Origin of the sequence: Brevundimonas sp., assembly GCF_046295075.1 — a bacterium.
Classification (GTDB): domain Bacteria; phylum Pseudomonadota; class Alphaproteobacteria; order Caulobacterales; family Caulobacteraceae; genus Brevundimonas.
Genome location: NZ_JBKBOC010000013.1, coordinates 1 through 21,875, shown reverse-complemented (window position 1 = coordinate 21,875; position 21,875 = coordinate 1). Strand labels below are relative to the sequence as shown.

The window sequence follows — 21,875 nt, the reverse complement described above, 5'->3', positions numbered from 1 at the left end:
CTCAAGCCCGGCCGCCCTGGCTGGACAGCATGGCCGCGTCCACGCCCATCTGGGCCAGGGCGCGCGTCCATTTCGACGTGTGTTCGCCGTCGAAGATCAGATCGAGATCGGCGTCGGCGGTCAGCCAGACGTTCTCGGCCAACTCCTCCTCCAACTGCCCCTCGCCCCAGCCGGCATAGCCCAGCAGCAGGGCCGAACGGCTCGGGCCCGAGACCGCATCGGTCATGGCGGCTAGCGCCTCGCGCGTGCCGGTCATGGCCAGGCCGTCGCCGAACGGCAGGCTGTCGTCCCCGATCATCCAGTCGTCGGTATGCAGCACGAAGCCGCGCTCGCGCTCGACCGGCCCGCCCATCAGGACCGCGCGGCCGATCGACTGGTCCGGCGCTGGCGCCTCCAGCTTGTCCAGCACCGTCTTCAGATCCACGCCCGGCGCCGGGCGGTCCAGCCGCAGCCCCATGGCATGGTCGGGGCCGTGGGCGCAGATCAGGATGACGGCGTGTTCGAACCGGGGGTCGTCGATGCCGGGCATGGCGACCAGCAGGCGGCCGGTCAGGGTGGAGGCTTGGCTCATGATCCGATCATCGGTCGCGAAAGCGGCGCTTGCAAGTCGAGCGGAAGCTTGCGGTCCCGGCGGCGCTCTCTATGTGTCGCAGGCGGTGTTTCCTACCCCGTCAGCCCCAACCTCAGCGAGACAATCATGACCATCCAGATCGGCGATCGCATCCCGAACGCGACCCTCGCCCAGGCGACCGCCGAAGGGCCCAAGCCCGTCAGCACCGCCGACATCTTCGGCGGCAAGACCGTGGCCCTGTTCGCCGTGCCCGGCGCCTTCACCCCGACCTGCTCGGCGCGCCATCTGCCGGGCTTCAAGGATCATCTGGCCGACATCCAGGGCAAGGGCGTCGATACGGTCGCCTGCATCTCGGTCAACGACGCCTTCGTCATGAAGGCCTGGGCCGACAGCCAGGACATCACCGACGACAGCATCGTCATGCTGGCCGACGGCAACGGCGAACTGACCAAGGCCCTGGGCCTGGTGCTGGACGGTTCGGGCTTTGGCCTGGGCGAGCGTTCGCAGCGCTATTCGATGCTGGTCAAGGACGGCACGGTGACCCAGCTGAACATCGAACAGGGCGGCGAGTTCAAGGTGTCCTCGGCCGAGCATCTGCTCGCGCAGCTTTGATGGTGGTCGATCCAGGCTATCGCTTCGCTACTTGAGCCTGGATCGACGCTAGCAATGACCGATGTGTTCAGCCCCGAGAAGCGCAGCGCCGTGATGCGTCGCGTGAAGGGCAAGGATACGTCGCCGGAACTGGCCGTGCGCAGGATCCTGCGTGCGGCCGGGATCGGTTATCGGCTGGGCGGGGCGGGTCTGCCCGGTCGCCCGGATGTCGTGATGAAGGGCCGCCGCGTCGCCCTGTTCGTCCACGGCTGTTTCTGGCACAGCCATGACTGCGCGCGCGGCGCGCGCCAGCCCAAGACCAACGCCGAATACTGGATCGCCAAGATCGCCCGCAATCGCGTGCGCGACGCCGCAAGCGTTCAGGCGCTGGAAGCCTCGCACTGGCGGGTGGTGACGGTGTGGGAGTGCGAGATGCGGCGAACCGACTTTGCGACGACCCTGGTCGCCGCCGTGAAAGGTCAGGCGGCCTCGGTCCGGGCCTGAGCGGCGGTGTCGTTCAGGACGTGCTGCAGGGCGCCGATCAGGGCCGTGGGCGTCAGGGGCTTGGAGACGAAATAGGCCATGCCGGCCGCCTGACACGCCGCGACATCCTCGGGTGCGGTGTCGGCGGTGACGGCGACAACGGGCGTCAGGGCGTTGGGTCCGCCGCCCGCACGCAGGCGGCGCGTGGTTTCGCGCCCGTCCAGCTCGGGCATCCGAACATCCATGAAGATGACGTCGAACACCGCCTCGTCGCAGCGTTCCAGCGCGATCAGGCCGTCGGCGGCGGTGGTGATCTCGCAGCCCAGCGGCTGAAGGATCAACTGCACGGCGCGGCGATTGATGTCGTGGTCGTCCACGACCAGCAGACGCAGGGGTTGATCGTCGGCGTCGGCGGGTTCAGCCTCGGCTTCGGCCGCCACAGGCTCGGGCGTCGGCTGGGGCTCGGGCGCGGCGACGGCATGGACTGTGGGCGTGAAGGACGCCAGCGACCGGGCGATGTCCAGGCGGCTCTCGTCGACAATCTCAACGATCGGCTCGACATTCTCGCCCTTGGGCAGGACCAAGGAGACGGTGAAGCGCGACCCCTGGCCCGGCGCGCTGCGCACCGTCAGGCGACCACCCATCAGATCGACCAGGTTGCGGCTGATCGCCAGGCCCAGGCCCGAACCGCCATAACGGGCGGTGACGCCGTCGGCCGTCTGGTCGAAGGGGGTGAACAGGCGCGCCAGCTGGTCGCTCGTCATGCCGGGGCCGGTGTCGGCGATCTCGAACAGCAGGGCGTAACCCGACGGCTCTTCCGGCCAGGCCTGGACCCGCAGGGTGATCTGGCCTTCCTCGGTGAACTTCATCGCGTTGGACATCAGGTTGTTCAGCACCTGACGGATGCGCATCACGTCGCCCTTGACGTGGCGCGGAACGCCAGCTGCGCCCTCGACGCGCAGTTTCAGGCCCTTGGCGTCGGCCAGGCCGCGCCACAGCTGAAGCGTCTGGGCCAGCATCTGGCGCAGGTCGAAGTCGCTGACCTCGACCGTCATCCGGCCCGCGCCGATGCGGCTGTGGTCCAGCAGGTCGTCCAGCAGCGCCTTCATCATCAGGCCGGCGTCGGTGATCAGGTTGGCGCTGGTCCGGGACTGCGGATCGGGCGCCTTCAGTTCGGCGGCGCCGGCCAGGATGGCGCCGATGGGCGTGCGCAGATCGTGGCCCACGGCGGCCAGGAAAGCGGTGTGATCGGCCAGGCTGCGTTCGGCCGTGAGGCGCAGATCCTCGGCCTCGGCATGGGCGCGGCTCAGGTTGGTGGTCGTGTCGCTGATCCGCTGCCAGGTCATGACGATGTAGAAGACGTACAGGACCACGGTCGCTGCGGCCGTCATCACCAGGTGCGCCGGCGCGCCGAAGGAATAGGCGAAGTAGGGGGTGGCCAGCAGATAGATCATCTGCGGCGACAGACTGGCGATCATCATCGGCTGGCAGCGCGTGGCCGTGGTCATGGACGACAGCATGATCGCCGGCAGCATCAAGGCCGCGCAGACCCCGCCCAAAGGTCCGCCGATGCGCCACATGACAAGAGAGAGACCGCCGAACACTGCGGCGCTGATGGCCAGGGCGATGCAGCCGATGATCTTGCGCGCAAAGGACATCTCGCCCTTGTCGCCGCGTGCGACCGGACCGAAGACCACCAGTTCGATGCCCTGGCAGGCCATATAGAGCACGACCCAGCTCAGGCTGAACCAGACGCCGACCATCGGCGTGACGACCAATGCGACGGCGCAGCCCAGGGCGATACGTTGCAGCAGCGCACCACGGCGTTGGCGCACGGCGACCGTCCAGCCGTTTTCACCCGTATCGACAACGGTCGATTGCATGCAGGCCCTCGAATGACGAACGCCGGTCGCTCGCATCGACGAGATTACGCCGATCGAGCCTAACGCTCTGTCAACGGGCCGCGCCGACGGCCTCCGCCGCTGTGGAAAAGCCGTCGGCGCGCAGCCGGGCGGCCAGGTCGCGCTTGATGCGAGCGACAAGGCCCGGCCCCTCGTAGATCAGGGCGGAATAGATCTGGACCGCCGTGGCGCCCAGCTGGATGCGGGCATAGGCCTCGGCCCCGCTGTCGATGCCGCCCACCGCGACCAGGGGCAGGCGGCCGGCCGCCGCCTCGGCCGCCGCGATCAGGGCCTTTTCCGCGAACGGACGGATGGGCGCGCCGGACAGGCCGCCCGTCTCGTGCGCGTCGGGCGAGCGTAGGGTCTCGGGCCGTTCCAGCGTGGTATTGGACACGATCAGCCCGTCGATCCGGTGGGCCAGCGAGGCCTCGACGATCATGCCGATCTCGTCGGCGATCAGGTCGGGCGCGATCTTCAGGAAGACCGGAACGCGGTCAGGGCCTGCGCCGGGTCGGGCGGCGTCGATGCGGCCCAGCAGGTCGTCCAGCTGCTCGCGGCCCTGGAGCGCGCGCAGGCCCGGCGTATTGGGCGAGGAGATGTTGACGGTGAAATAGGAGGCGCGACCCGCCAGCCGCTCCAGGCCCGCAACATAGTCCGCCGCCTTGTCCTCGGTATCCTTGTTGGCCCCCAGATTGGCGCCGACGATCACGCCCGAGGGACGGCGGTCCAGCCGGTCGGCGAAGGCGTCCAGTCCGGCGTTGTTGAAGCCCATCCGGTTGATGATGGCCCGATCTTCGGTCAGGCGGAACAGGCGGGGCTTGGGGTTTCCGGCCTGGGCGCGCGGGGTGACCGAGCCGCATTCGACGAAACCGAAGCCGAGACGCGACAGGCCGCGCAGGGCCTCGCCGTTCTTGTCCAGACCCGCCGCCAGACCGACCGGATTGGGCAGGTCCAGACCCGCCAGGTGCGTGTGCAGGATCGGATCGTCGGCGGGCGGCGACGGCAGGGGGGCGAGCGCCAGCCCCTTGATCGCCAACTGATGCGCCTGCTCCGGGTCGAGCCGTCGCAGCAGGGCGGCGCCCAGATCGGTCAGGCTCATTGGTCGTCCTCGAACGTCATCTCGCCGTCGGCTGTGACCGAGAAGGCGCGCGACGCCGTGACGGTGGCGACGGGCAGGGGGGCATAAAGGTGGGGGAACAGGTCGCCGCCGCGCGACGGCTCCCACACCAGGTCGTCGCCGAACCGGCTCAGATCGACGTTCAGCAGCAGCAGGTTGGTGCGACCGGAGAAGTGGCGGCGCGCGGTCTCGGCCAACTGCGCCTCGGTCGACATGTGGATGTAGCCGTCGGCGAGATCGACCGCCGCGCCGTCATAGCGGCCCTCGGCGACGGCGGCGCGCCATTCGGCGGCGTCGACGATCTTGTAGGCGATGTCCGTCATGCGGACGCCGCGCCGAGCGCGCGTGGCGTCAGGAAGCCTTCGTAGGTGCAACGGCCCGCGACATCGACGGTGAACAGGGCGGCGGCCCCGGTCGGGAAACCGCCCGACAGCTTGTCCACCACGGCCGGGGAAGCGGCGCTCTCGATCAGATATTCGGCGGCCAGCACATGGACGCCCGGATTGTGGGCCAGGATCAGCAGGCAGCCGGCCTCGTCCTCGCTGTTTTCGACGAAGCGGCGGATCATGTCGGAGGGGGCGTTGTACAGGGCGGCCTCGTCGCGCACTTCGACATCGCCGAAGGCGTCATGCATCTGCTCCCAGGTCTGGCGGGTGCGAACGGCGCCGGAGACCAGGGCCAGGTCCGGCTTCAGCCCCCGCTCGGCCAGCGCACGGCCCATCAGCACGGCCTCGGCGCGGCCGGCGGCGGACAGGGGGCGGGCCTCGTCGCCGCCGCCGGACGGGGCGGAGGTTTCGGCCTGGGCGTGCCGCATCAGGATCAGTCGGTGCATGATGTTCGCCATAAGGCGGTTTCGCCTCGCCGACCAGATGGCGCGGGGGTCAACTCCGCGTCAGCTGTGCGGCTTTCGGCGCGACGACACGGAGGCGGCTGGCTGGGGCGTCAGGACCGGAGCGGCGACACGCTGGGCATGGCCGCTGGGCCGGATGCGGGCATAGTTCTGGCGCGAGGCCTCCAGCAGGATCAGGCCGGCGGTTCCGGGAAAGACGTGGCGGCCCACCTGTTCGAACCCGTCGGCCAGCCTCAGCATCGGCGCCCAGGGCGGCGCATACAGGGTCTGGGACCAGGCCATCGGCTCCAGCCCCACGTCGCGCACCAGCCGTTCCAGCTGACGCCGGGTGAAGGGACGGCCATGACCGAAGGGGGTGTTGTCGGCCCGCGCCCACAGGCCGCCGCGCGCCGCCGCCGCCAGGATGATCCGCCCCGTCGGCGACAGCGCCCGCACGGCCTCCAGCAGCAGGGCGGCGGGATCGTCCGCCTCCTCCAACGCATGGACCAGCAGGATGCGGTCGAACGATCCGGCGGGGAAGGGCAGGCGGCGATCGTCCACCAGCAGGGTGCGGTTGCGCCCGACGGTCGGCCAGTGTTCGACCCCTTGTCCGCCCGGCATGGCCGCGACTACGCGCCGTGCGCCGACGAAGGCGTCCAGCCACGGCGTCGCATAGCCGATGCCCAGAACGTCGCAATCGGCCGCCTCGCCCCAGGCGTCGTCCAGCCGTCGCGCCACCAGCCGTCGCGCAAGCGCCCCGGTCGGCTCGCCGTAGAAGGTTCGAAGCTCGTCGATGCTGCGCCGCATGGGCGCACTATAGGCCTGTCGGCGGCCCTGCTGCTAGGATGGGCGCATGACCCTGGACGTTCATCTGTTCCCCTGCCGCAGCGACAACTACGGCTTCCTGATCCGCGACGCGGCGACGGGCGTGGTCGCTGCGGTCGATACGCCGGATGCAGCGCGGATTCTGGAAGAGCTGGAGGGGTTGGGCTGGGGCCGGCTGGACCTGATCCTGAACACCCACTGGCACCCGGATCACACCGAGGGCAACGAACGGCTGAAGGCCGAGTGGGCTTGCGAGATCGTGGGGCCGGAGGAGGTGCGCAAGGTCGCGCCGCTGGACCGCGTGGTCGTTGACGGCGACGTGGTGATGGTGGGTGAGACGCGGTTCGAGGTCACCGCGACGCCGGGCCACACCCTGGGCCATGTGGTGTTTCATGCGCCGGCGGATGCGCTGGCCTTCACCGGCGACACCCTGTTCGCCCTGGGCTGCGGCCGGTTGTTCGAAGGCACGCCCGAACAGATGTTCGCCAGCCTGCAAATCCTGAAGGCCTGGCCCGATCAGACGGTGATCTGGTGCGCGCATGAATATACGGCGTCGAACGCCCGCTTCACCCTGAGCCTGGACGACCGGCCCGAGACCGCCGCCCATGCCGAGGCGACATTCGCCGCGCGGGATCGGGGCGAACCGACCGTGCCGACGACGCTGGGCGTGGAAAAGCGGTTCAATCCCTTCCTGACCGCGACGGATGCGGATCAGTTCGCCGCGCGTCGGGCGGCCAAGGACGCCTTCTAGGTCTTAGCGGTTCAGGGCCTCGCCGCCCACGACCCGCACGATCCGGGCGGAGGACGGGCGACCGGCGATGCCGGCGTCGGCGTCGATGACGATCCGCAGCGTGCCCTGGACCAGGGTGACCGACGGACGCCCCTGATCAGAGACCACGACGCGGCGAACCCGCTCGACCTGGGCGCGCAGGTTGGACGAGCGGGCCATGCGGACGATGGCGTCGCTGGCGGCCGAAACGGCGTCGGCGGCGACCTGTTCGGAGCCGGGCTGGATGTCCACGTCGATGACGATCAGCCGTCCCATGGCCTGGCTGGCGCGATAGCTCTGGCGCATGAAATAATCGACCAACTGGGCGCCGGTCATGGCCGCGCTGGCCAGGCCCTGGGCGTCGCCGACGCGCGAGGCGGGCGAGCCCTGCGGCGCGGTGGTCGTATACAGGGTGACGCCGCCGTCGGGCGTGACGCGCAGCACCTGATCGCCGTTGTCGTTGCGATAGATGATGTCGCCGCGCGGCGCAGGCGTGGGGCGCAGCACCCAGACCTCGGTCGACCGCTCCAGCCGCATCAGCGGCCGCGACCCCGAGGTGTCCAGGATGAAGCCCTGGCCGTTGCTGCTGACGTAACGGGCGGTCGGCGGGACCGTGCGGCGCGACTGGGCGTGGCTTTCGGACGGGATGACCACAGGCGCGACGACGCTCACGCCGATGACTGCGATGGCGGCGACGGCCATCACAGTCACGCGTGGCGATTTTTTCGCCGTGACCGATCCCAACAAGTTCATGACTGTTTTGATGAAACCCGCGCGCGGCGGATTTTGGGCGAAGACCGGCTCAACCGACCAGGTATTGACCGCCGTTCAACGAGAGTGTGCATCCTGTGACATATCCGGCACGCTCGCCCACCAGCCAGGACACCATGTCGGCGATCTCCTCGCCCTTGCCCAGGCGGCCGACGGGGATGTGGCTGATGATGCCTTCCAGCACCTTGGGGTCCATGGCGCCGACCATTTCGGTGTCGATATAGCCGGGCGCGATACAGTTCACGGTCACGCCTTTGCGCGCATTTTCCAGCGCCAGCGCCTTGGTGAAGCCGATCATCCCGGCCTTGGCGGCGGAATAGTTGGTCTGGCCGATCTGGCCCTTCTGGCCGTTGATCGAGGAGATGTTGACGATGCGGCCGTGGCCTCGTTCGCGCATGCCGTTGATGACCTGGCGCGTCATGTTGAACACGCTGTCCATGTTGACGCGGATCACGTCGGACCATTGGTCGTGGCTCATCTTGTGGAAGAAGCCGTCGCGGGTGATGCCGGCGTTGTTGACCAGGATGTCGATCGGACCCAGCTCGGTCTCGACATCCTTCACCGCGCGGGCGCAGTCGTCGAAGCTGCCGACGTTGCCCTTCACCACCATGACGCCCAGCGCCTTGGCCGTGGCCTGGGCCGCCTCGTCATTGCCGGAATAGCCGGCGGCGACCTTGAAGCCGTCTTCCGAGAGGCGTTGAACGATGGCCTTGCCGATGCCGCGGGTCCCGCCCGTCACGAAAGCTACGCGCGTCATATCGTCTCCTGTCCCTATGCCGGCCCTTGGAAGGCCTTGTCGGGTCTCAGGATTAACGTCGGAAGCGGCATGCGCAAGGCGTGAATCTGACGCGACGGAAGTTTCATGCTTCCGTCGCGCAGAACGCGATCAGGCGGCCAGCTTTTCCATGTCGATGACGAAGCGATAGCGCACGTCGGACTTCAGCATCCGTTCGTAGGCGTCGTTGATCTGGTCCGGGGCGATGGTCTCGATGTCGCAGGCGATGCCGTGCTCGGCGCAGAAGTCGAGCATTTCCTGCGTCTCCTTGATGCCGCCGATCAGCGAGCCGGCGATGCGGCGACGACGCCACAGCAGCGGCAGGGCGAAGACCGGCAGGCCCTCGGTCGTCAGACCCAGCATGATCATGGTGCCGTCACGCGCCAGAAGCTGGACGTGGCTGGCGATCTCGTGCGTGGCCGAAACGGTGTTGATGATCAGGTCAAACTTCTCGGCCGCCGCCTTCATCGCGTCCTTGTCGGAGTTGATCAGGAAATGTTTGGCGCCCATTCGCTCGGCGTCCGCCTTCTTGCGATCCGAGGTGGACAGGACGGTGACCTCCGCCCCCATGGCCGCCGCCAGTTTGACCGCCATGTGACCCAGGCCGCCCAGGCCGATCACCGCCACCTTCGAGCCCGGTCCGACGCCCCATTCCTTCAGCGGCGAATAGGTGGTGATGCCGGCGCACAGCAGGGGCGCCGCGACGTCCAGCGCCAGGCTGTCGGGGATGGACAGGACGAAATGCTGATCGACCGTGATGTGGTCGGAATAGCCGCCCTGGGTGATGGTTTCGCTGGTCCCGCCCTTCTTGTCCTGGCCGCCATAGGTGCCGGTGAAGCCGGGGACGCAGTACTGTTCGACCCCCTCCTGGCACGAGGCGCATTCGCGACAGCTATCGACCATGCAGCCGACGCCGACGCGGTCGCCTTCCTTGAAGCGGGTGACGTTGGCGCCCACCGCCTTGACCAGTCCGGCGATCTCGTGACCCGGCACCAGGGGATAAGTCGAACGGCCGCTCTCGCTGCGCGCGGCATGCAGGTCCGAGTGGCAGACGCCGCAGTATTTGACGTCAATCAGCACGTCGTCCGGGCCCGGATCGCGGCGGTCGAAGCTGTAGGGCGTCAGCGGCTTGTCGGCGGCGGTCGCAGCGAAGGCGCGTGTGGCGATCGGCATAGGGGAAGTCCTTAAATCGAATTCTGGAGAATTCTAGCGAAGATGTGGGAATTGACTCTCTTAAGTTGTCGGAGCAGTCTTTTCAGGTTGAAATCGTTTGACCATGTGAGGCTGAAATGAAAGTTGCCGCTCTCCTGTCCGCCGCCCTTCTTCTGACCCTAGGCGCGGCTGCACCCGCTGGCGTCGCTTGTGCTCGTGACGACCTGACCTGTCACGAAAAGTGTCAAATACGCTGCCACCAGCTTTATCCTAACAACCCAGGCATGCAGCAGCGCTGCACTTGGTCTTGCATCGACAGCCAGTGCGGCGGCGGTCCCTTCCCCTGATTTGCATTCCCGGCGACGGTTATAGCTTGCCGATCAGCGCCTGAGCCGCCGCCGGGTTCCGCACCTTCGCGCCCGAGATGAAATAGGCGAACACCTCGCCCCGTTTCGCCCAGCCCCTGGCCTGATCCGCCACTGCGTCCAGCTCGGCCGCCGTCATGCCGGTCGGCTCGTCCTCGCGGCTGGACATCAGCCGGGCGTAGGTAAAGTCGGCGGTCGTCTCGTCGATCTGGGGCCAGGTCGGCTCCTCGTCGTCAACGGCATAGACAATGGCCGCGCCGTATTTTGGGCCAGGTCATAGAACTGTTCGGTCGCGAAGGTCGGGTTGCGAACCTCCAGCGCGTGGCGCAGCCGCACCCCTTCCTTTTCCTTGGGCAACCAAGTTGTTATTTCAGCAGCAGAAATAGACTATCGCTAAATCAAGGGCTTAGCTTCATCATAGCGTTTCGCCAGTGCATGATTTTCGGGATGAGCGGGGTTAGCAAGAGTTGGTTTGAATCCCCAAACTGCGCGAGCAGATTAGAACAAGTATATTCGGCCCAGGGGGTGGATTTCTCCAGCGTGTCAAGTGTCTTGGCCGCAAGGCCATTAAGGGCGCTACCTTTGAATGCAGGTTCAAACCACTCTTCTACGTGCTTCCAGTAGTTTGCTCCTACGTGGAGCGCCTGGGCGAATGGCATGCCATTGGACAGTACGGGCGGGATTTTCAGAGCGACGTCCTGTGCGACTTTTTCTGAGCATCGGACTGACGTTATGTATCTTTGGATCGCCACAAAGCCGCTGCCGATGAAGTACTCGCCAGCGTCGAAAAGCCCGTCCGTGTCAGGATCGGCCGACAGAGCAATGGCTGTGTGGATCGCGGCCAACTCTGTGTCGAGAAGGCGAAGGTGGCGCTCCAGAAGGTGAATCTCATAGTCCACCACCTCATTGCCGATCCGGAATACGGACATCGTGATCAACCTAGCTTTCTGATCAACCCCTGCGCTGCCGCCGGATTTTTCACTTTAGCGCCTGCTATGAAATAGGCGAAGACATCCCCATGCTTGGCCCACGTCCGGCAACGGTCAGCAACCGTGTCGAGCTCCGATGAGGTCATACCCGTGGGCTCATCTGCTCGGCTCGACATTAGCCGGGCATACGTGAAGTCCGCTGTCGGAGCATCGATGCGGGGCCAGGTCGGTTCTTCGTCATCCTCAGCATAGACAATGGCCACGTTATACTTGGCCACGAGGTCCCGAAACTGGTCGCAATCGAAGGACGGATGACGGACCTCGACGGCGTGTCGGAGTCGTGTCCCATCCATCTCAATACGCAACAGCTTCAGGAAGCCTTCGAAGTCCTCGGCGTCGAATTTCTTCGTGCCCATGAACTGCCAGTTGATCGGACCCAGCTTGTCGCCCAGCTCGGTCAGGCCCTGCGATAGGAATTTGTCGAAGCTTTCGCCGCCTTCGGACAGGATCTTACGATTGGTGCAGTAGCGGCTGGCCTTGACCGAAAAGACGAAATCCGCCGGCGTCTCGTCGCGCCATTTGCGCCAGCTGTCGGGCTTGAAGGTCGAATAATAGGTGCCGTTGATCTCGATCGAGGTCAGTTTCGACGCCGCATATTCCAGCTCGCGCTTCTGAACCAGGCCCTCCGGATAGAAGACACCCCGCCACGGCTCGAACGTCCAGCCGCCGACGCCGACCTTGATTGCATTGGCCATTTCGATCCTCCTGCCTGGCTCTTGATCGCAGGATTTCGGGGCCGCCGCCACTGTCGCTAGACTAGGGCCGCCGCATCGAGGGCTTTGCGGACGGCGGGGAGGCGGTTTCGGCTGATCGGTAACGGTGGGGCGTCGCGCATCAGAAGACGGCTTCGGCCGCCGTCACGCTCCAGGCCGCTGACGTGGGACAGGTTGGCGATGGCGGAACGGTGGATGCGCAGGAAGGTCGGCGGCAGGTCGTCTTCAAGCCGGTCGAGACGCGCCGCGTGCAGCAGACGGCGGCCGTCGCTCATCCGCAACTCGACATAGTCGTCGGCCCCGACGATGGCGACGATGTCTGAAAGCTGCGCCAGCTGGACCCCGCGCGCGGAGGCGACCGTCAGGCAGTGGGGGCGGGCGACGGCGCGGGCCAGGGCGCCCTCGCGCTTCTTATCGTCACGGCCGAGCCGCACGACCTCGACCATCAGCAGGGGCAGCAGCAGGCCGGCGGCGAACAGGAAGTAGGACAGATCGACCAGCCAGGTCGGGAAGGCCATGCCGACGGCCATGAAGACGGCGAGATAGGCCAGGGTGGCGCGCGCGCCTTCCTGACGGCGCCAGACGGCGACGGCGGCGACGGCGACCGACACGCCCAGACCGACCATCAGCGCCAGTACGGTCTTCATGTCGAAGCCCGGCGCAAGACAGGTGGCCATCACGGCGACGACGGTCGCAGCCATCAGCGACCGACGCGCCCCAGGCCAGAACCGCGACACGACATAGGAGACCAGCAGCACGGCGAACGCCGCCGTCAGCGCCCAGACGCCCACCAGCCGCAGGCCGTGGACCGGATAGGCGTAGGGCATGAGCGCGCGCAGGCTTTCCAGTATCGCCTGAAGCCCGGACACGCCCGCGAGCGCCGCCAGCGTCAGGCTGGAGCCCGTGCGGCGCAGGCCATGGATCACCGCAAAGCCGAAGGCGGCGGCGAACAGGGCGCCGGCTGCGACGAAGGCGATGGCCACAAGCGCGGTGCGCGACGGCCAGGGGTAGGGGGCGACGACGATCCCCGCGATGGGGCTGTCCAGCCGCACCAGGCCGTGGAACGACGACATGTGGATCACGACGACATTGTCGGCCGGGCGCCACAGACGGTCGGAGATCGGGAAGGCCGCCTCATAAAGACCGGGCGTTTCCGTCGACGCCGCCGCGCCGGGGCGTCCGTTGGCGCCCAGCAATCGGTCGTTGAGCCAGACCTCCGACGACGCCGCGCCCACGACATACAGAGCGACGGGATCGTCGCCGGACGGGCGGCTGACGACAGCGCGTAGCCAGAGGTCGCGTCCTTGAGGGTCGATGACGCCCTCGACCGGACGGCAGTCCGTGAGGGCTGGCCCCACGGCGCTGGGAACATGGCGACACGCCTGCCAGTCCGGCGCCTGAACCTGCGCGCTAAGCGTCGCCGGAAACGCGGACAGGAGAATCGCAAGGAGAAGAATGCGCCACATGAAAAAGACCCTTAGCGTGTCGTTCGCCGGAAAGCGCCGCCGTTCACCGACGCCGACACGCCGTTCACCGAGGCGGCGTTTCGTGCGGCGGCCGGGCCTGCTTCAGCACTGGCCATGACCCATATCTCATTGAACCGCCGCTCCATGCTTACCACCGCGGGCCTCGCCGCCGCCGGGCTCGCCCTGCCGGGTCTGGCGCTCGCTGACGCCGCCCGTGCGCAGGAGGCCGCCGGTCCCTTCCGCTTCACCGCCGGGGACGGGCAGGAGACGGACGCCGAGCGCGGCTTCTTCGAAGTCCCGGAGGATCGACGCATCCTCGGCTCGCGCCGCATCCGCCTCGGCTATGTGCGGTTCGCCTCGACCTCGCCCAATCCGGGGCCGCCCATCGTCTATCTGGCCGGCGGACCGGGCGGGTCCGGCGTGCGCACCGCGATGGGGCGCCGGTTCCCGATCTTCATGGCCTTGCGCGAAGTCGCCGACGTCATCGCCTTCGACCAGCGCGGGACCGGCCTGTCGGCCCACATCCCGGATCGGCCCGCGCCCAAGACCTGGCCCGTCATGACCCATGAGGGCATGACCGCCTGGTATCGCGACGAGATGCAAAAGGTCTGGGTGGACTGGACCCGCGCCGGCGTGGCCATGACGGGATACAATACCGAACAGAGCGCCGACGACATCGACGACCTGCGCCGTCATCTGGGCGCCGAGACCATCAATCTGTGGGGCATCAGCTACGGCACCCACCTGGCGCTGTCAGTGCTGAAGCGACATCCCGAACGCATCGGCCGCGTCGCCCTGGCCAGCCTGGAAGGTCAGGGTCAGACGATCAAGCGGCCCGCCAGGATCGACGCCTATCTGGACCGCGTCGATGGTTTGATGGGCCAGGATCCGGCTCTGCGCGCGGCCGTTCCCAACCTTCCGGCGCTGATGCGGCGCGTTCACGACCGGCTGGAAGCCCAGCCGGCGACGGTGGCCATGGCCGGAGAGGCCGGGCCCGTCGATCTGAGCATCGGCGGGTTTGGGGTGCAGTTGATGGCGTCCGGCATGGTCGCCAATCCGCCCACCCTGTCGATGCTGCCGGGCATCTATCTGGCGCTGGATGCGGGCAAGACCGATGTGCTGGCGCCGCTGTTCCCGCCGCCGCATCGCTATTTCGGGATCACCGGCATGCCGGAGGCGATGGACCTAGCCTCCGGCGTCTCGCCGGGGAAACTGGCGATCATCGCGCAGGAGGCGAAGACGGCGGTGCTGGGCGACGTCTTCAACTTCCCCATGCCGCATCTGCTGGGTTCGATCCCCGGCGTCGATCTGGGCGAGGCGTTCCGTCAGCCGATCCGCATCGAGACCCCGGCCCTGCTGGTCGCGGGTTCCCTGGATGGCCGTACGCCTCTGGAGGAGCAGGCCGAGGTCATCGCCCAGTTCCAGAACAAGACACAGGTGCTGGTCGAGAACGCCGGCCACAATGTCTTCGAGGCCCATCCGCAGGTGCAGACCCTGCTCGTCCGCTTCTTCGGGGAAGAGGCCGTCAGCGACACGCGGCTGAGCCTGCCTGCGCCCACCTTCTCGGTGGCTTAGAAGACGGGCCTACCCCGCCATCGCCGCCTGGATCCCGGCCAGCAGGCTGGCGGCGGTGATGGGTTTGGGGACGTGGAGGTCGGCGCCGGCGGCCTGGGCCTGGTCGCGGTGTTCGGCCATGGCGTTGGCGCTGAGCATGACGATGGGGGTGCGGGCCTGGGCGGCGCGTTCGGCCTCTAGCCGGCGGATGGCGCGGGTGGCGGTCAGGCCGTCCATGCCCGGCATCTGCATGTCCATCAGCACCAAGTCGAAGGTCTCGGCCTGGAAGGCGGCCAGGGCCTGTTCGCCGTCGGCGACGGTGACGACCGTCATGGCGTGGGCCGCCAGGATCAGCTGGACCACGCGCTGATTGACGGGGTGATCCTCGGCCAGCAGCACGCGCAGGGCGGCGATGGGCCGTTCGGCTTCGGTCGCGCGGGCGCGCTGTCGTGCATCGTGGTCGGTCAGGGAGGCGGCGCGCACCAGCGGGATCTCGACGGTGAAGCGGCTGCCGACGCCCGGCGTCGAGGCGGCGGAAATCCGCCCGCCCATCAGCTCGACCAGAGACCGGCAGATCGACAAGCCCAGGCCCGTGCCGCCAAACCGGCGGGTGATGGTCGCATCCGCCTGGCTGAAGCGGTCGAACAGGCGGGCGGCATGATCGGCCGAGAAGCCGACGCCGGTATCCTCGACTCGCAGCGTCAGCTGGGTCAGGCCGTCGGAATCCTCGTCCATGGCGATGGCGACGGCGACCGAGCCCTGATGCGTGAACTTGATCGCATTGGACAACAGGTTTTCCAGCACCTGGCGAATGCGGGTGCTGTCGCCGACGAACAGGCCGCGCGCATCGGCGTCGCGGCGGATGTCGAAGCTCAGGCCCTTGGCCTCTGCCCGCAGGCGCATGACGTCCAGCGGCGCGGCCAGGGCCTCGTCCAGATCGAAGGGGCGGCTTTCCAGACCCAGATGGCCGGCCTCGATCTTGGACACGTCCAGAATGTCGGACACCAGCCGTTCGAGCGTCACGCCCGAACTGGCGATCAGCGAGACCATCTCGGCCTGTTCGGGCGTCAGGTCGGTGCGTGACAGGGCGTCGACGATGCCGATGACGCCGTTCAGGGGCGTGCGGATCTCATGGCTCATATTGGCCAGGAAGTCGGACTTGGCGGCGTTTGCGGCTTCGGCGGCGGCGGTCGCCTCCCGCAGGGCCTGCTCGGCGGCGACCTTTTCCGTCACGTCGCGGGCGATGCCGTAGACGCGATTGCCCAGCCTGTGCGCGCGCCATTCCAGCGAGACATAGTGGCCGGCCTTGTGACGATAGCGGTTGATCTGGCCCAGGACGGGATCGCCTGGGCGACGCTTCTCTACTTCGGCGATGCTCAGGCGCGTGGCGGGCATGTCTTCGGGGTGGATGAGGCGCGGCAGGTCCTTGCCCTCGATCTCTTCCGGCTGATAGCCGAGCGTGGTGAACCACGAGGCGCTGGCCTTGACGACCCTCCCATCCAGCTCGCGCACCACCAGCAGATCCAGGGACACGTCGAAGAAGGTGTCCAGATCCACATCGGCGGCGGGGAAGGCCAGGGCCGTAACAGACAGACAAGTCATGGCGCACTCTCTCGAACTGGAGATCACCCTAGGGTCTATCGGTTAACCTCACCTTTGCAGAGAACGCCGGTCTGCGCTGGCGCATGGACCGATGTCGGCTAGGATGGGGCGATGATCTCAGCCCTTCTCCTGATCGCCGCCGTCCAGGCCGCCCCGTCCGACCGGCTGCAGCCGCTGACCCTCGCCGACGACCGGGCCTGCACCGCCGAGGGGGCGTGGTGCGTGGGGTTGGTGCAGGACGAGGAGCCGGTCGTTCGGCCCATCGTGCGGGCCGCCGGCGCCTTGCCGCTGGGGCTTGAGGCCTCGGACGACGCCGTCGAGACCTTCCAGCCGTGGACCCATCTGGCGCGCCTGACCGACGGTGGTTTCCTGGCCGGGGTCGAGGTGGGGCTCAGCAGCATGTATTCCGGCGGCGGGGGCCAGGCGACGGAGCTACGTCTTTATCGGCTGGACGCGAACGGCGATGCTGGCGAGTCGCCTGTCCTGGTCGTGCGGATCCGCAGCTCGCTGTCGATCCGCGCCTGTTTCAGCGAGGAGGACATGAAACAGCGGGCCGGCGCCTGTCATGACGAATACGGTTTCGACGCCGTGCTGACGGCTGCGGGCGAGGCCGGCGACATGCCTGTGTTCGACTATGTCACCACGGCGACCGCCTATCCGCGCGGCGCGTCGCGGTCCGAGGACTCGCTGGAGAAGCCGCCGCTGAAGCCCGCCGACCTGGTCACGGTGCGCGATCCGAAATGCAGCTTCAGCCGCCGCTTCACCTTCGACGCAGTGGCAGGCGAATACCGCCCGGACAGCGCGCTGCCGGATTGCTCCGACTATACCGTGCCCTAATAGGCGAAGTCGGCGTAGATGCGCTTCACGTCGCCCTGCCAAGCGCCGTGATACAGGTCCAACAGGCGTTCGGCGGGGGTGACGCCGCTGTCGGCGATGTCTTCCAGTTCCGACAGATAACCGCGCTCGTCCACCATGCCGCCCGAGAATTTGGCGCGGTTCTTCAGCCCCTGTTTGGCGATGTTGACCAGGTCCACGGCGATGTCGCGCACGCTGCGGCCCGCGACCTCCGCCTTGAGGCCCAGCCGGGTCACGTCGCGGCGCAGGCGTTCGTGGTCGGCGATGTCCCAGTCCTTGACCAGGTCCCAGGCGGCGGCCAGGGACGGGGCGTCGTAAAGGATGCCGGCCCACAGGGCGGGCAGGGCGCAGATCCGGCTCCACGGGCCGCCATCGGCGCCGCGCATCTCCAGATAGGCCTTCAGCCGTACCTCGGGGAAGAGGGTGGTCAGGTGGTCGTTCCAGTCCTTGATCGTGGGGAACTGACCGGGCAGGGCGGGCAGTTTTCCGGCCTGGAAGTCGCGGAACGACTGGCCCGAGGCGTCGACGTATTTGCCGTCGCGCTTGGCGAAATACATCGGGGTGTCCAGCGCATAGTCGGCGTAGCGCTCGAAGCCGAAACCGTCCTCGAACACAAAGCCCAGCATGCCGGTGCGGTCGGCGTCGGTGTCGGTCCAGACATTGGCGCGGGCCGACAGGAAACCGTTGGGGCGGCCCTCGGTGAAGGGCGAACAGGCGAACAGGGCGGTGGCGATGGGTTGCAACGCCAGCGAGGTGCGGAACTTGGCCACCATGTCGGCTTCGCTGTCGAAGTCGAGGTTCGCTTGGATGGTGCAGGTGCGCAGCATCATGTCCAGGCCCAGGGTCCCGACCTTGGGCATGTAGGCGCGCATGATGCCGTAGCGGCCCTTGGGCATGACCGGGACCTGCTCGCGCGTCCACAGCGGGTCGAAGCCGGCGCCCAGGAAGCCGACGCCGAGCTGGTCGGCCACCTGTTTGACCTCCATCAGATGCTGGCCGGTCTCGTTGCAGATGTCATGGATGGTCAGGAGCGGGGCGCCCGACAGTTCGAACTGGCCGCCGGGCTCCAGGCTGACCGAGGCGATGAAGCCCTCGGCGTTGCGACGCTCAAGCCCGATCAGGAAGCCGTTCTCCTCGACCGGCGACCAGCCGAAGCGTTGCAAACCCTCCAGCATGGCCTTGATGCCGTTCGGGCCTTCGTAGCCGGGGCGCGCCAGTGTGGTCTTGTCGAAGCCGAATTTCTCGTGCTCGGCGCCGATCCGCCACTGGTCCTTGGGCTTGGCTCCCTTGGACATGGCCTCGATGAGGGCGGTCCGGGTCAGCGGCGCGTTGTCGGTCATGCGTCAGTCCCTTCGGGCGCATCGTAAGCGACCGTGTGTCGCGGCTAGATGGGCAAGATTGCGGCAAGGCTCAAGAGCATTGGCACCACTTATCGTTCCCAATCCCCCGCCGCCGCCTGCCACAGGGTCATGGCGGCGATGGCGGCGGTGTCGGCGCGCAGGATGCGCGGTCCCAGAGACACCGCAGTGGTGAAGGGCAGGGACCGCAGCCGCTCGCCTTCTTCAGGCGAGAAACCGCCCTCCGGCCCGATCAGGATGGACCATTTCGGTTGACCTTCTCCCTCCCCGTTCGGGGAAGGGGGCGAAGGCGCAGCCGAAGCCGGGTGGGCGGGGCCAGGCAGGGCGTCCGGTTGCTCGGCCCGCCCCACCCCGTCGTCGCTGCGCGCCAACGCCCCTCCCCCGAGGGGGGAGGGAGAATAGGGGGCGAGCGCCCGCATCGCCGGCGCGCCCCCGGTCTCGTCGCAGAACATCAGGCGCCGGCCGGCTTCCCAGCCGTCCAGCAGCGCGTCGAGCTTCACCGGATCGTCGACGGCGGGGACATCCATGCGGCCGGTCTGCTCGGCGGCCTCCTCGGCGATGGCGTCCAGACGGTCCAGGCGGATGCGGTCGGCGTTGGTGCGATGGGTCAGGACCAGTCGCACGCGCCGCACGCCCAGTTCGGCGGCCTTCTCCACGATGGTCTCGACCCGCGCCTTCTTCACCACAGCGACGATCAGCTCCAGGTCGGGGCCGTGAACCTGGGGCCTTGCCTGTTCCTCGGCGCGCAGGATGACGCCTTTCTTAAGGACTTCGGCGATGGTGCAGCGCCATTCGCCGTCGCGCCCGTTGAACACCAGCAGGTCGTCGCCGACTTTCAACCGCATGACCTGGGTCAGATAGCGGGATTGGTCGAGGGTGGGGGCGACGGGGGTTCCCGCAGCCAACACGGCCTTCACATATAATCGTATCATCTCAAATCCGCTCATCCCCGCGAAAGCGGGGACCCAGTGAGAGCCTCAGAACAGGTCATCGAACAGATCGCGCCAGCCTGGGTTCGACCGCTCGATCAGCTCCAGTTTCCAGACGCGGTTCCATTTCTTGATCCGGCGCTCGCGCACGAACGCCGCGTGGCGTGTCGGATGCGCTTCGAACCAGACCAGATTGGCGCAGCCATACTTGGCGGAAAAGCCTTTGAACAGTTTGTCCCGATGCTGGGCGGTGCGCAGGATGATGTCCTCGGTCGAGCCGGTGTAGAGGGTTCCGTTGCGGCGGCTTCATCATGTGTGAGGCAAGACAAGATGTCTTGACCCAGTGAAGCCGGTTTTTTGAGCCGCGTTTGGCGTTGAATGCGTTCCCTCTCTCAAATCGCACAGTCGAGGAGATGAACCCCATGACCTGGCTTTCCACCTGGGCCGCCAACGGCCTGAGCGCGGATGCGGCCCTTGAGGCGTTCGACGGTTTGCCCAGCGTGACGGCGGACGCGATGATCGGCGTCTGGCGCGGGTCGGAACTGCCGACCGGCCATCCCCTGGACGGGCTGCTCGCGCGCTACGGATGGCGGGGCAAGCGGTTTGAAAGCGCGGAGCACGTCGATCCGCTGCTGTTCGATCACCGCGGCAAGGTGATCGCGGTCGATCCGGCGCGGCTGCCGCTGGGCGTCGCCTTGACGCTGCCGCACCTGGCGCGGACCGACAAGGCGGTGGAGGCGTTCAAGGCCGGGCTGCCGTTGTTGCGCACGCGCAAGCCGAAGGCGCGGCTGCGCACCCTGTCGCATCGCGGCCTGATCTCGGCGGCCATGGTCTATGACGACTTGCCGATCATCGACTGTTTCCGCCAGGTCGATGCGACGCAGGTGCTGGGCCTGATGGACTTTCGCCGCACGCCCCGGCCGTTCTTCTTCCTGCTGACGCGGGAAACGCCCGGCTAGAGCGTCCGCGCGATCAGCAGCTTCATGATCTCGTTGGTGCCGCCGTAGATCCGTTGCACCCGCGCGTCCTTGTACAGCTGGGCGATGGCGTATTCGTTCATATAGCCATAGCCGCCATGCAGTTGCAGCATCTCGTCGATGGTCTCGCCCTGGATGTCGGTGACCCAGTATTTGGCCATCGAGGCCGTGGCGGCGTCGAGCTGGCCTTTCAGGTGCAGGCCGATGCAGTGGTCGACGAAGACCTTGGCGACGGTCAGTTTGGTCTTCACCTCGGCCAGTTTGAACTGGGTGTTCTGGAAGTCGATCACCCGTTTGCCGAAGGCCTTGCGTTCCTTGACGTAGGCGAGCGTCGCCTCCAGCCCGCGCTCGGCGGCGGCGACGCCCTGGACGGCGATGTTCAGCCGTTCCTGGGGCAGTTGCTGCATCAGCTGGACGAAGCCCTGGCCCTCGCCGCCGCCGATGATGTTCTCGCCCGGAACCTTCACCTCATTGAAGAACAGTTCGGAGGTGTCGTTCCCCTCCATGCCGATCTTGTGCAGGTTCCGGCCGCGTTCGAAGCCTTCCGCGCCGTCCGTTTCGACCACGATCAGGGACGTGCCCTTGGCGCCCTCGGCGGGGTCGGTCTTGGCGACCACGATGATGAAGTTCGCCAGTTGGCCATTGGTGATGAAGGTCTTGGAGCCGTTGACGACATAGCCGTTGCCGCTCTTGACCGCCGTGGTCTTGACGCCTTGCAGGTCCGAGCCCGCGCCCGGTTCGGTCATGGCGATGGCGCCGACCAGTTCGCCGGACTGGAGCCGCGGCAGCCAGCGCGCCTTCTGCTCCTCGGTGCCATAGTGCCAGATGTAGGGGGCGACGATGGCATTGTGCAGGGAGATGCCGAAATGGTCCGCGCCCTTCCAGCCCAGCTGACGCATCAGCACGACCTCGTGCCGGTAATCGCCGCCCATGCCGCCATCTTCCTCGGGCATGGACAGGCCCAGCAGGCCGTCTGTCCCGGCCTGGGTCCACAGGTCGCGCGGCACGCTGGAGTTGGCGATCCAGGACTGGATCTTCTCCGGCGGCGCGTGCTCGTCGATCCATTTGCCGACGCTGTCGGAAAAGAGGGTGATCTCTTCTTCGCGCATGAAATCGGGGTCGGGGCTGCCCAGCACGTTCATCGGTTTCGTCCCTGAAGTTTTTTTATGGTCGTCATCCTCGGGCTTGTCCCGAGGACCCACCCCTCCGCCGCACGAGCAGAGGGGTGCGCAGTTCAGGTCGTCGTGCTCACGGTTCCTGTCGTGCGGTGGAGCCGTGGGCCC

22 protein-coding genes and 2 pseudogenes are annotated in these 21,875 nt (G+C 67.1%); 6 read left to right on the top strand and 18 right to left on the bottom strand.

Features of this window, described 5'->3' with window-relative positions:
- Nucleotide 1: 1 nt before the first annotated feature.
- Nucleotides 2–571: a YqgE/AlgH family protein gene (locus ACK4MH_RS10990; protein ID WP_409718116.1), complete on the bottom strand. Its 570-nt coding sequence runs from the start codon at nt 569–571 to the stop codon at nt 2–4.
- Between the two features lie 126 nt (nt 572–697).
- Between ACK4MH_RS10990 and ACK4MH_RS10985 the strand changes: the two genes are divergently transcribed.
- On the top strand, nt 698–1,183 hold the full coding sequence (locus tag ACK4MH_RS10985; RefSeq protein WP_409718113.1) for a peroxiredoxin: 486 nt from the start codon (nt 698–700) through the stop codon (nt 1,181–1,183).
- 54 nt (nt 1,184–1,237) lie between these two features.
- Complete coding sequence (locus tag ACK4MH_RS10980; protein WP_409718110.1) at nt 1,238–1,666, top strand: very short patch repair endonuclease; 429 nt, start codon at nt 1,238–1,240, stop codon at nt 1,664–1,666.
- On the opposite strand, the gene ACK4MH_RS10975 is transcribed toward ACK4MH_RS10980, so the two are convergent.
- The 5 genes from ACK4MH_RS10975 to ACK4MH_RS10955 all read right to left on the bottom strand — a co-directional run bounded on the left by ACK4MH_RS10975 (nt 1,642) and on the right by ACK4MH_RS10955 (nt 6,299).
- Nucleotides 1,642–3,528, bottom strand: a complete 1,887-nt coding sequence (locus ACK4MH_RS10975) for an ATP-binding protein (RefSeq protein ID WP_409718107.1) — start codon at nt 3,526–3,528, stop codon at nt 1,642–1,644. The genes ACK4MH_RS10980 and ACK4MH_RS10975 overlap by 25 nt on opposite strands.
- Nucleotides 3,529–3,598: 70 nt before the next feature.
- Entirely contained in the window at nt 3,599–4,645 is a 1,047-nt protein-coding gene (locus ACK4MH_RS10970; RefSeq protein ID WP_409718104.1) for a quinone-dependent dihydroorotate dehydrogenase, read from the bottom strand.
- Nucleotides 4,642–4,986 (bottom strand): DUF952 domain-containing protein, encoded by a 345-nt coding sequence (locus ACK4MH_RS10965; RefSeq protein WP_409718101.1) that lies wholly within the window; start codon nt 4,984–4,986, stop codon nt 4,642–4,644. Before ACK4MH_RS10965 ends, ACK4MH_RS10970 begins: the two co-directional genes overlap by 4 nt.
- The gene (locus ACK4MH_RS10960; protein WP_409718098.1) at nt 4,983–5,495 is read right to left on the bottom strand and encodes a SixA phosphatase family protein; all 513 of its coding nucleotides are present in this window, start codon (nt 5,493–5,495) and stop codon (nt 4,983–4,985) included. The genes ACK4MH_RS10965 and ACK4MH_RS10960 overlap by 4 nt, the downstream gene beginning before the upstream one ends.
- 60 nt (nt 5,496–5,555) lie before the next feature.
- Entirely contained in the window at nt 5,556–6,299 is a 744-nt protein-coding gene (locus ACK4MH_RS10955; protein ID WP_409718096.1) for a methyltransferase domain-containing protein, read from the bottom strand.
- Between the two features lie 46 nt (nt 6,300–6,345).
- Between ACK4MH_RS10955 and gloB the strand changes: the two genes are divergently transcribed.
- Nucleotides 6,346–7,068, top strand: coding sequence for a hydroxyacylglutathione hydrolase (gloB, locus tag ACK4MH_RS10950; RefSeq protein WP_409718093.1), 723 nt, complete (start codon nt 6,346–6,348; stop codon nt 7,066–7,068).
- A 3-nt stretch (nt 7,069–7,071) separates the two neighbouring features.
- Here gloB and ACK4MH_RS10945 read toward each other — a convergent pair whose 3' ends face one another.
- The 7 genes and pseudogenes from ACK4MH_RS10945 to ACK4MH_RS10915 form a co-directional block, all read right to left on the bottom strand.
- The gene (locus tag ACK4MH_RS10945) at nt 7,072–7,788 is read right to left on the bottom strand and encodes a DUF4908 domain-containing protein (RefSeq protein ID WP_409718295.1); all 717 of its coding nucleotides are present in this window, start codon (nt 7,786–7,788) and stop codon (nt 7,072–7,074) included.
- A 100-nt stretch (nt 7,789–7,888) separates the two neighbouring features.
- Nucleotides 7,889–8,614, bottom strand: a complete 726-nt coding sequence (phbB, locus tag ACK4MH_RS10940) for an acetoacetyl-CoA reductase (RefSeq protein ID WP_135193544.1) — start codon at nt 8,612–8,614, stop codon at nt 7,889–7,891.
- 129 nt (nt 8,615–8,743) lie between these two features.
- Nucleotides 8,744–9,805 (bottom strand): NAD(P)-dependent alcohol dehydrogenase, encoded by a 1,062-nt coding sequence (locus ACK4MH_RS10935; RefSeq protein ID WP_409718088.1) that lies wholly within the window; start codon nt 9,803–9,805, stop codon nt 8,744–8,746.
- Between the two features lie 345 nt (nt 9,806–10,150).
- Nucleotides 10,151–10,506 (bottom strand): annotated as a pseudogene (locus ACK4MH_RS10930) (DUF72 domain-containing protein); the annotation flags it as partial.
- Between the two features lie 41 nt (nt 10,507–10,547).
- A complete protein-coding gene (locus ACK4MH_RS10925; RefSeq protein ID WP_409718086.1) occupies nt 10,548–11,087 on the bottom strand; it encodes a hypothetical protein in 540 nt (179 codons plus the stop codon).
- On the bottom strand, nt 11,084–11,833 hold the full coding sequence (locus tag ACK4MH_RS10920) for a DUF72 domain-containing protein (protein ID WP_409718083.1): 750 nt from the start codon (nt 11,831–11,833) through the stop codon (nt 11,084–11,086). Before ACK4MH_RS10920 ends, ACK4MH_RS10925 begins: the two co-directional genes overlap by 4 nt.
- Before the next feature lie 56 nt (nt 11,834–11,889).
- Nucleotides 11,890–13,209, bottom strand: a complete 1,320-nt coding sequence (locus tag ACK4MH_RS10915; protein ID WP_409718080.1) for a LytTR family DNA-binding domain-containing protein — start codon at nt 13,207–13,209, stop codon at nt 11,890–11,892.
- A gap of 252 nt (nt 13,210–13,461) precedes the next feature.
- Between ACK4MH_RS10915 and ACK4MH_RS10910 the strand changes: the two genes are divergently transcribed.
- Nucleotides 13,462–14,892 carry an alpha/beta fold hydrolase gene (locus ACK4MH_RS10910; protein WP_409718077.1) on the top strand — a complete coding sequence of 477 codons (1,431 nt, stop codon included), beginning with the start codon at nt 13,462–13,464 and terminating at the stop codon, nt 14,890–14,892.
- Nucleotides 14,893–14,901: 9 nt separating this feature from the next.
- Here ACK4MH_RS10910 and ACK4MH_RS10905 read toward each other — a convergent pair whose 3' ends face one another.
- The gene (locus ACK4MH_RS10905; RefSeq protein WP_409718074.1) at nt 14,902–16,473 is read right to left on the bottom strand and encodes an ATP-binding protein; all 1,572 of its coding nucleotides are present in this window, start codon (nt 16,471–16,473) and stop codon (nt 14,902–14,904) included.
- A gap of 111 nt (nt 16,474–16,584) precedes the next feature.
- Here ACK4MH_RS10905 and ACK4MH_RS10900 point away from each other — a divergent pair, with 111 nt between their 5' ends.
- On the top strand, nt 16,585–17,310 hold the full coding sequence (locus ACK4MH_RS10900) for a hypothetical protein (RefSeq protein WP_409718071.1): 726 nt from the start codon (nt 16,585–16,587) through the stop codon (nt 17,308–17,310).
- Here ACK4MH_RS10900 and ACK4MH_RS10895 read toward each other — a convergent pair.
- The 3 genes and pseudogenes from ACK4MH_RS10895 to ACK4MH_RS10885 form a co-directional block, all read right to left on the bottom strand.
- A complete protein-coding gene (locus ACK4MH_RS10895) occupies nt 17,307–18,668 on the bottom strand; it encodes a glutamate--cysteine ligase (RefSeq protein ID WP_409718068.1) in 1,362 nt (453 codons plus the stop codon). The two genes, ACK4MH_RS10900 and ACK4MH_RS10895, sit on opposite strands and share 4 nt — an antisense overlap.
- 89 nt (nt 18,669–18,757) lie before the next feature.
- Nucleotides 18,758–19,618 (bottom strand): 16S rRNA (uracil(1498)-N(3))-methyltransferase, encoded by an 861-nt coding sequence (locus tag ACK4MH_RS10890; protein ID WP_409718065.1) that lies wholly within the window; start codon nt 19,616–19,618, stop codon nt 18,758–18,760.
- 45 nt (nt 19,619–19,663) lie between these two features.
- Nucleotides 19,664–19,906 (bottom strand): annotated as a pseudogene (locus ACK4MH_RS10885) (GIY-YIG nuclease family protein); the annotation flags it as partial.
- 131 nt (nt 19,907–20,037) lie between these two features.
- On the opposite strand from ACK4MH_RS10885, the gene ACK4MH_RS10880 reads away from it, so the two are divergent.
- Nucleotides 20,038–20,574 (top strand): DUF4334 domain-containing protein, encoded by a 537-nt coding sequence (locus ACK4MH_RS10880; protein WP_409718062.1) that lies wholly within the window; start codon nt 20,038–20,040, stop codon nt 20,572–20,574.
- Here the strand turns inward: ACK4MH_RS10880 and ACK4MH_RS10875 are convergent.
- Nucleotides 20,571–21,734 carry an acyl-CoA dehydrogenase family protein gene (locus ACK4MH_RS10875; protein ID WP_409718059.1) on the bottom strand — a complete coding sequence of 388 codons (1,164 nt, stop codon included), beginning with the start codon at nt 21,732–21,734 and terminating at the stop codon, nt 20,571–20,573. The two genes, ACK4MH_RS10880 and ACK4MH_RS10875, sit on opposite strands and share 4 nt — an antisense overlap.
- Between the last annotated feature and the right edge of the window lie 141 nt (nt 21,735–21,875).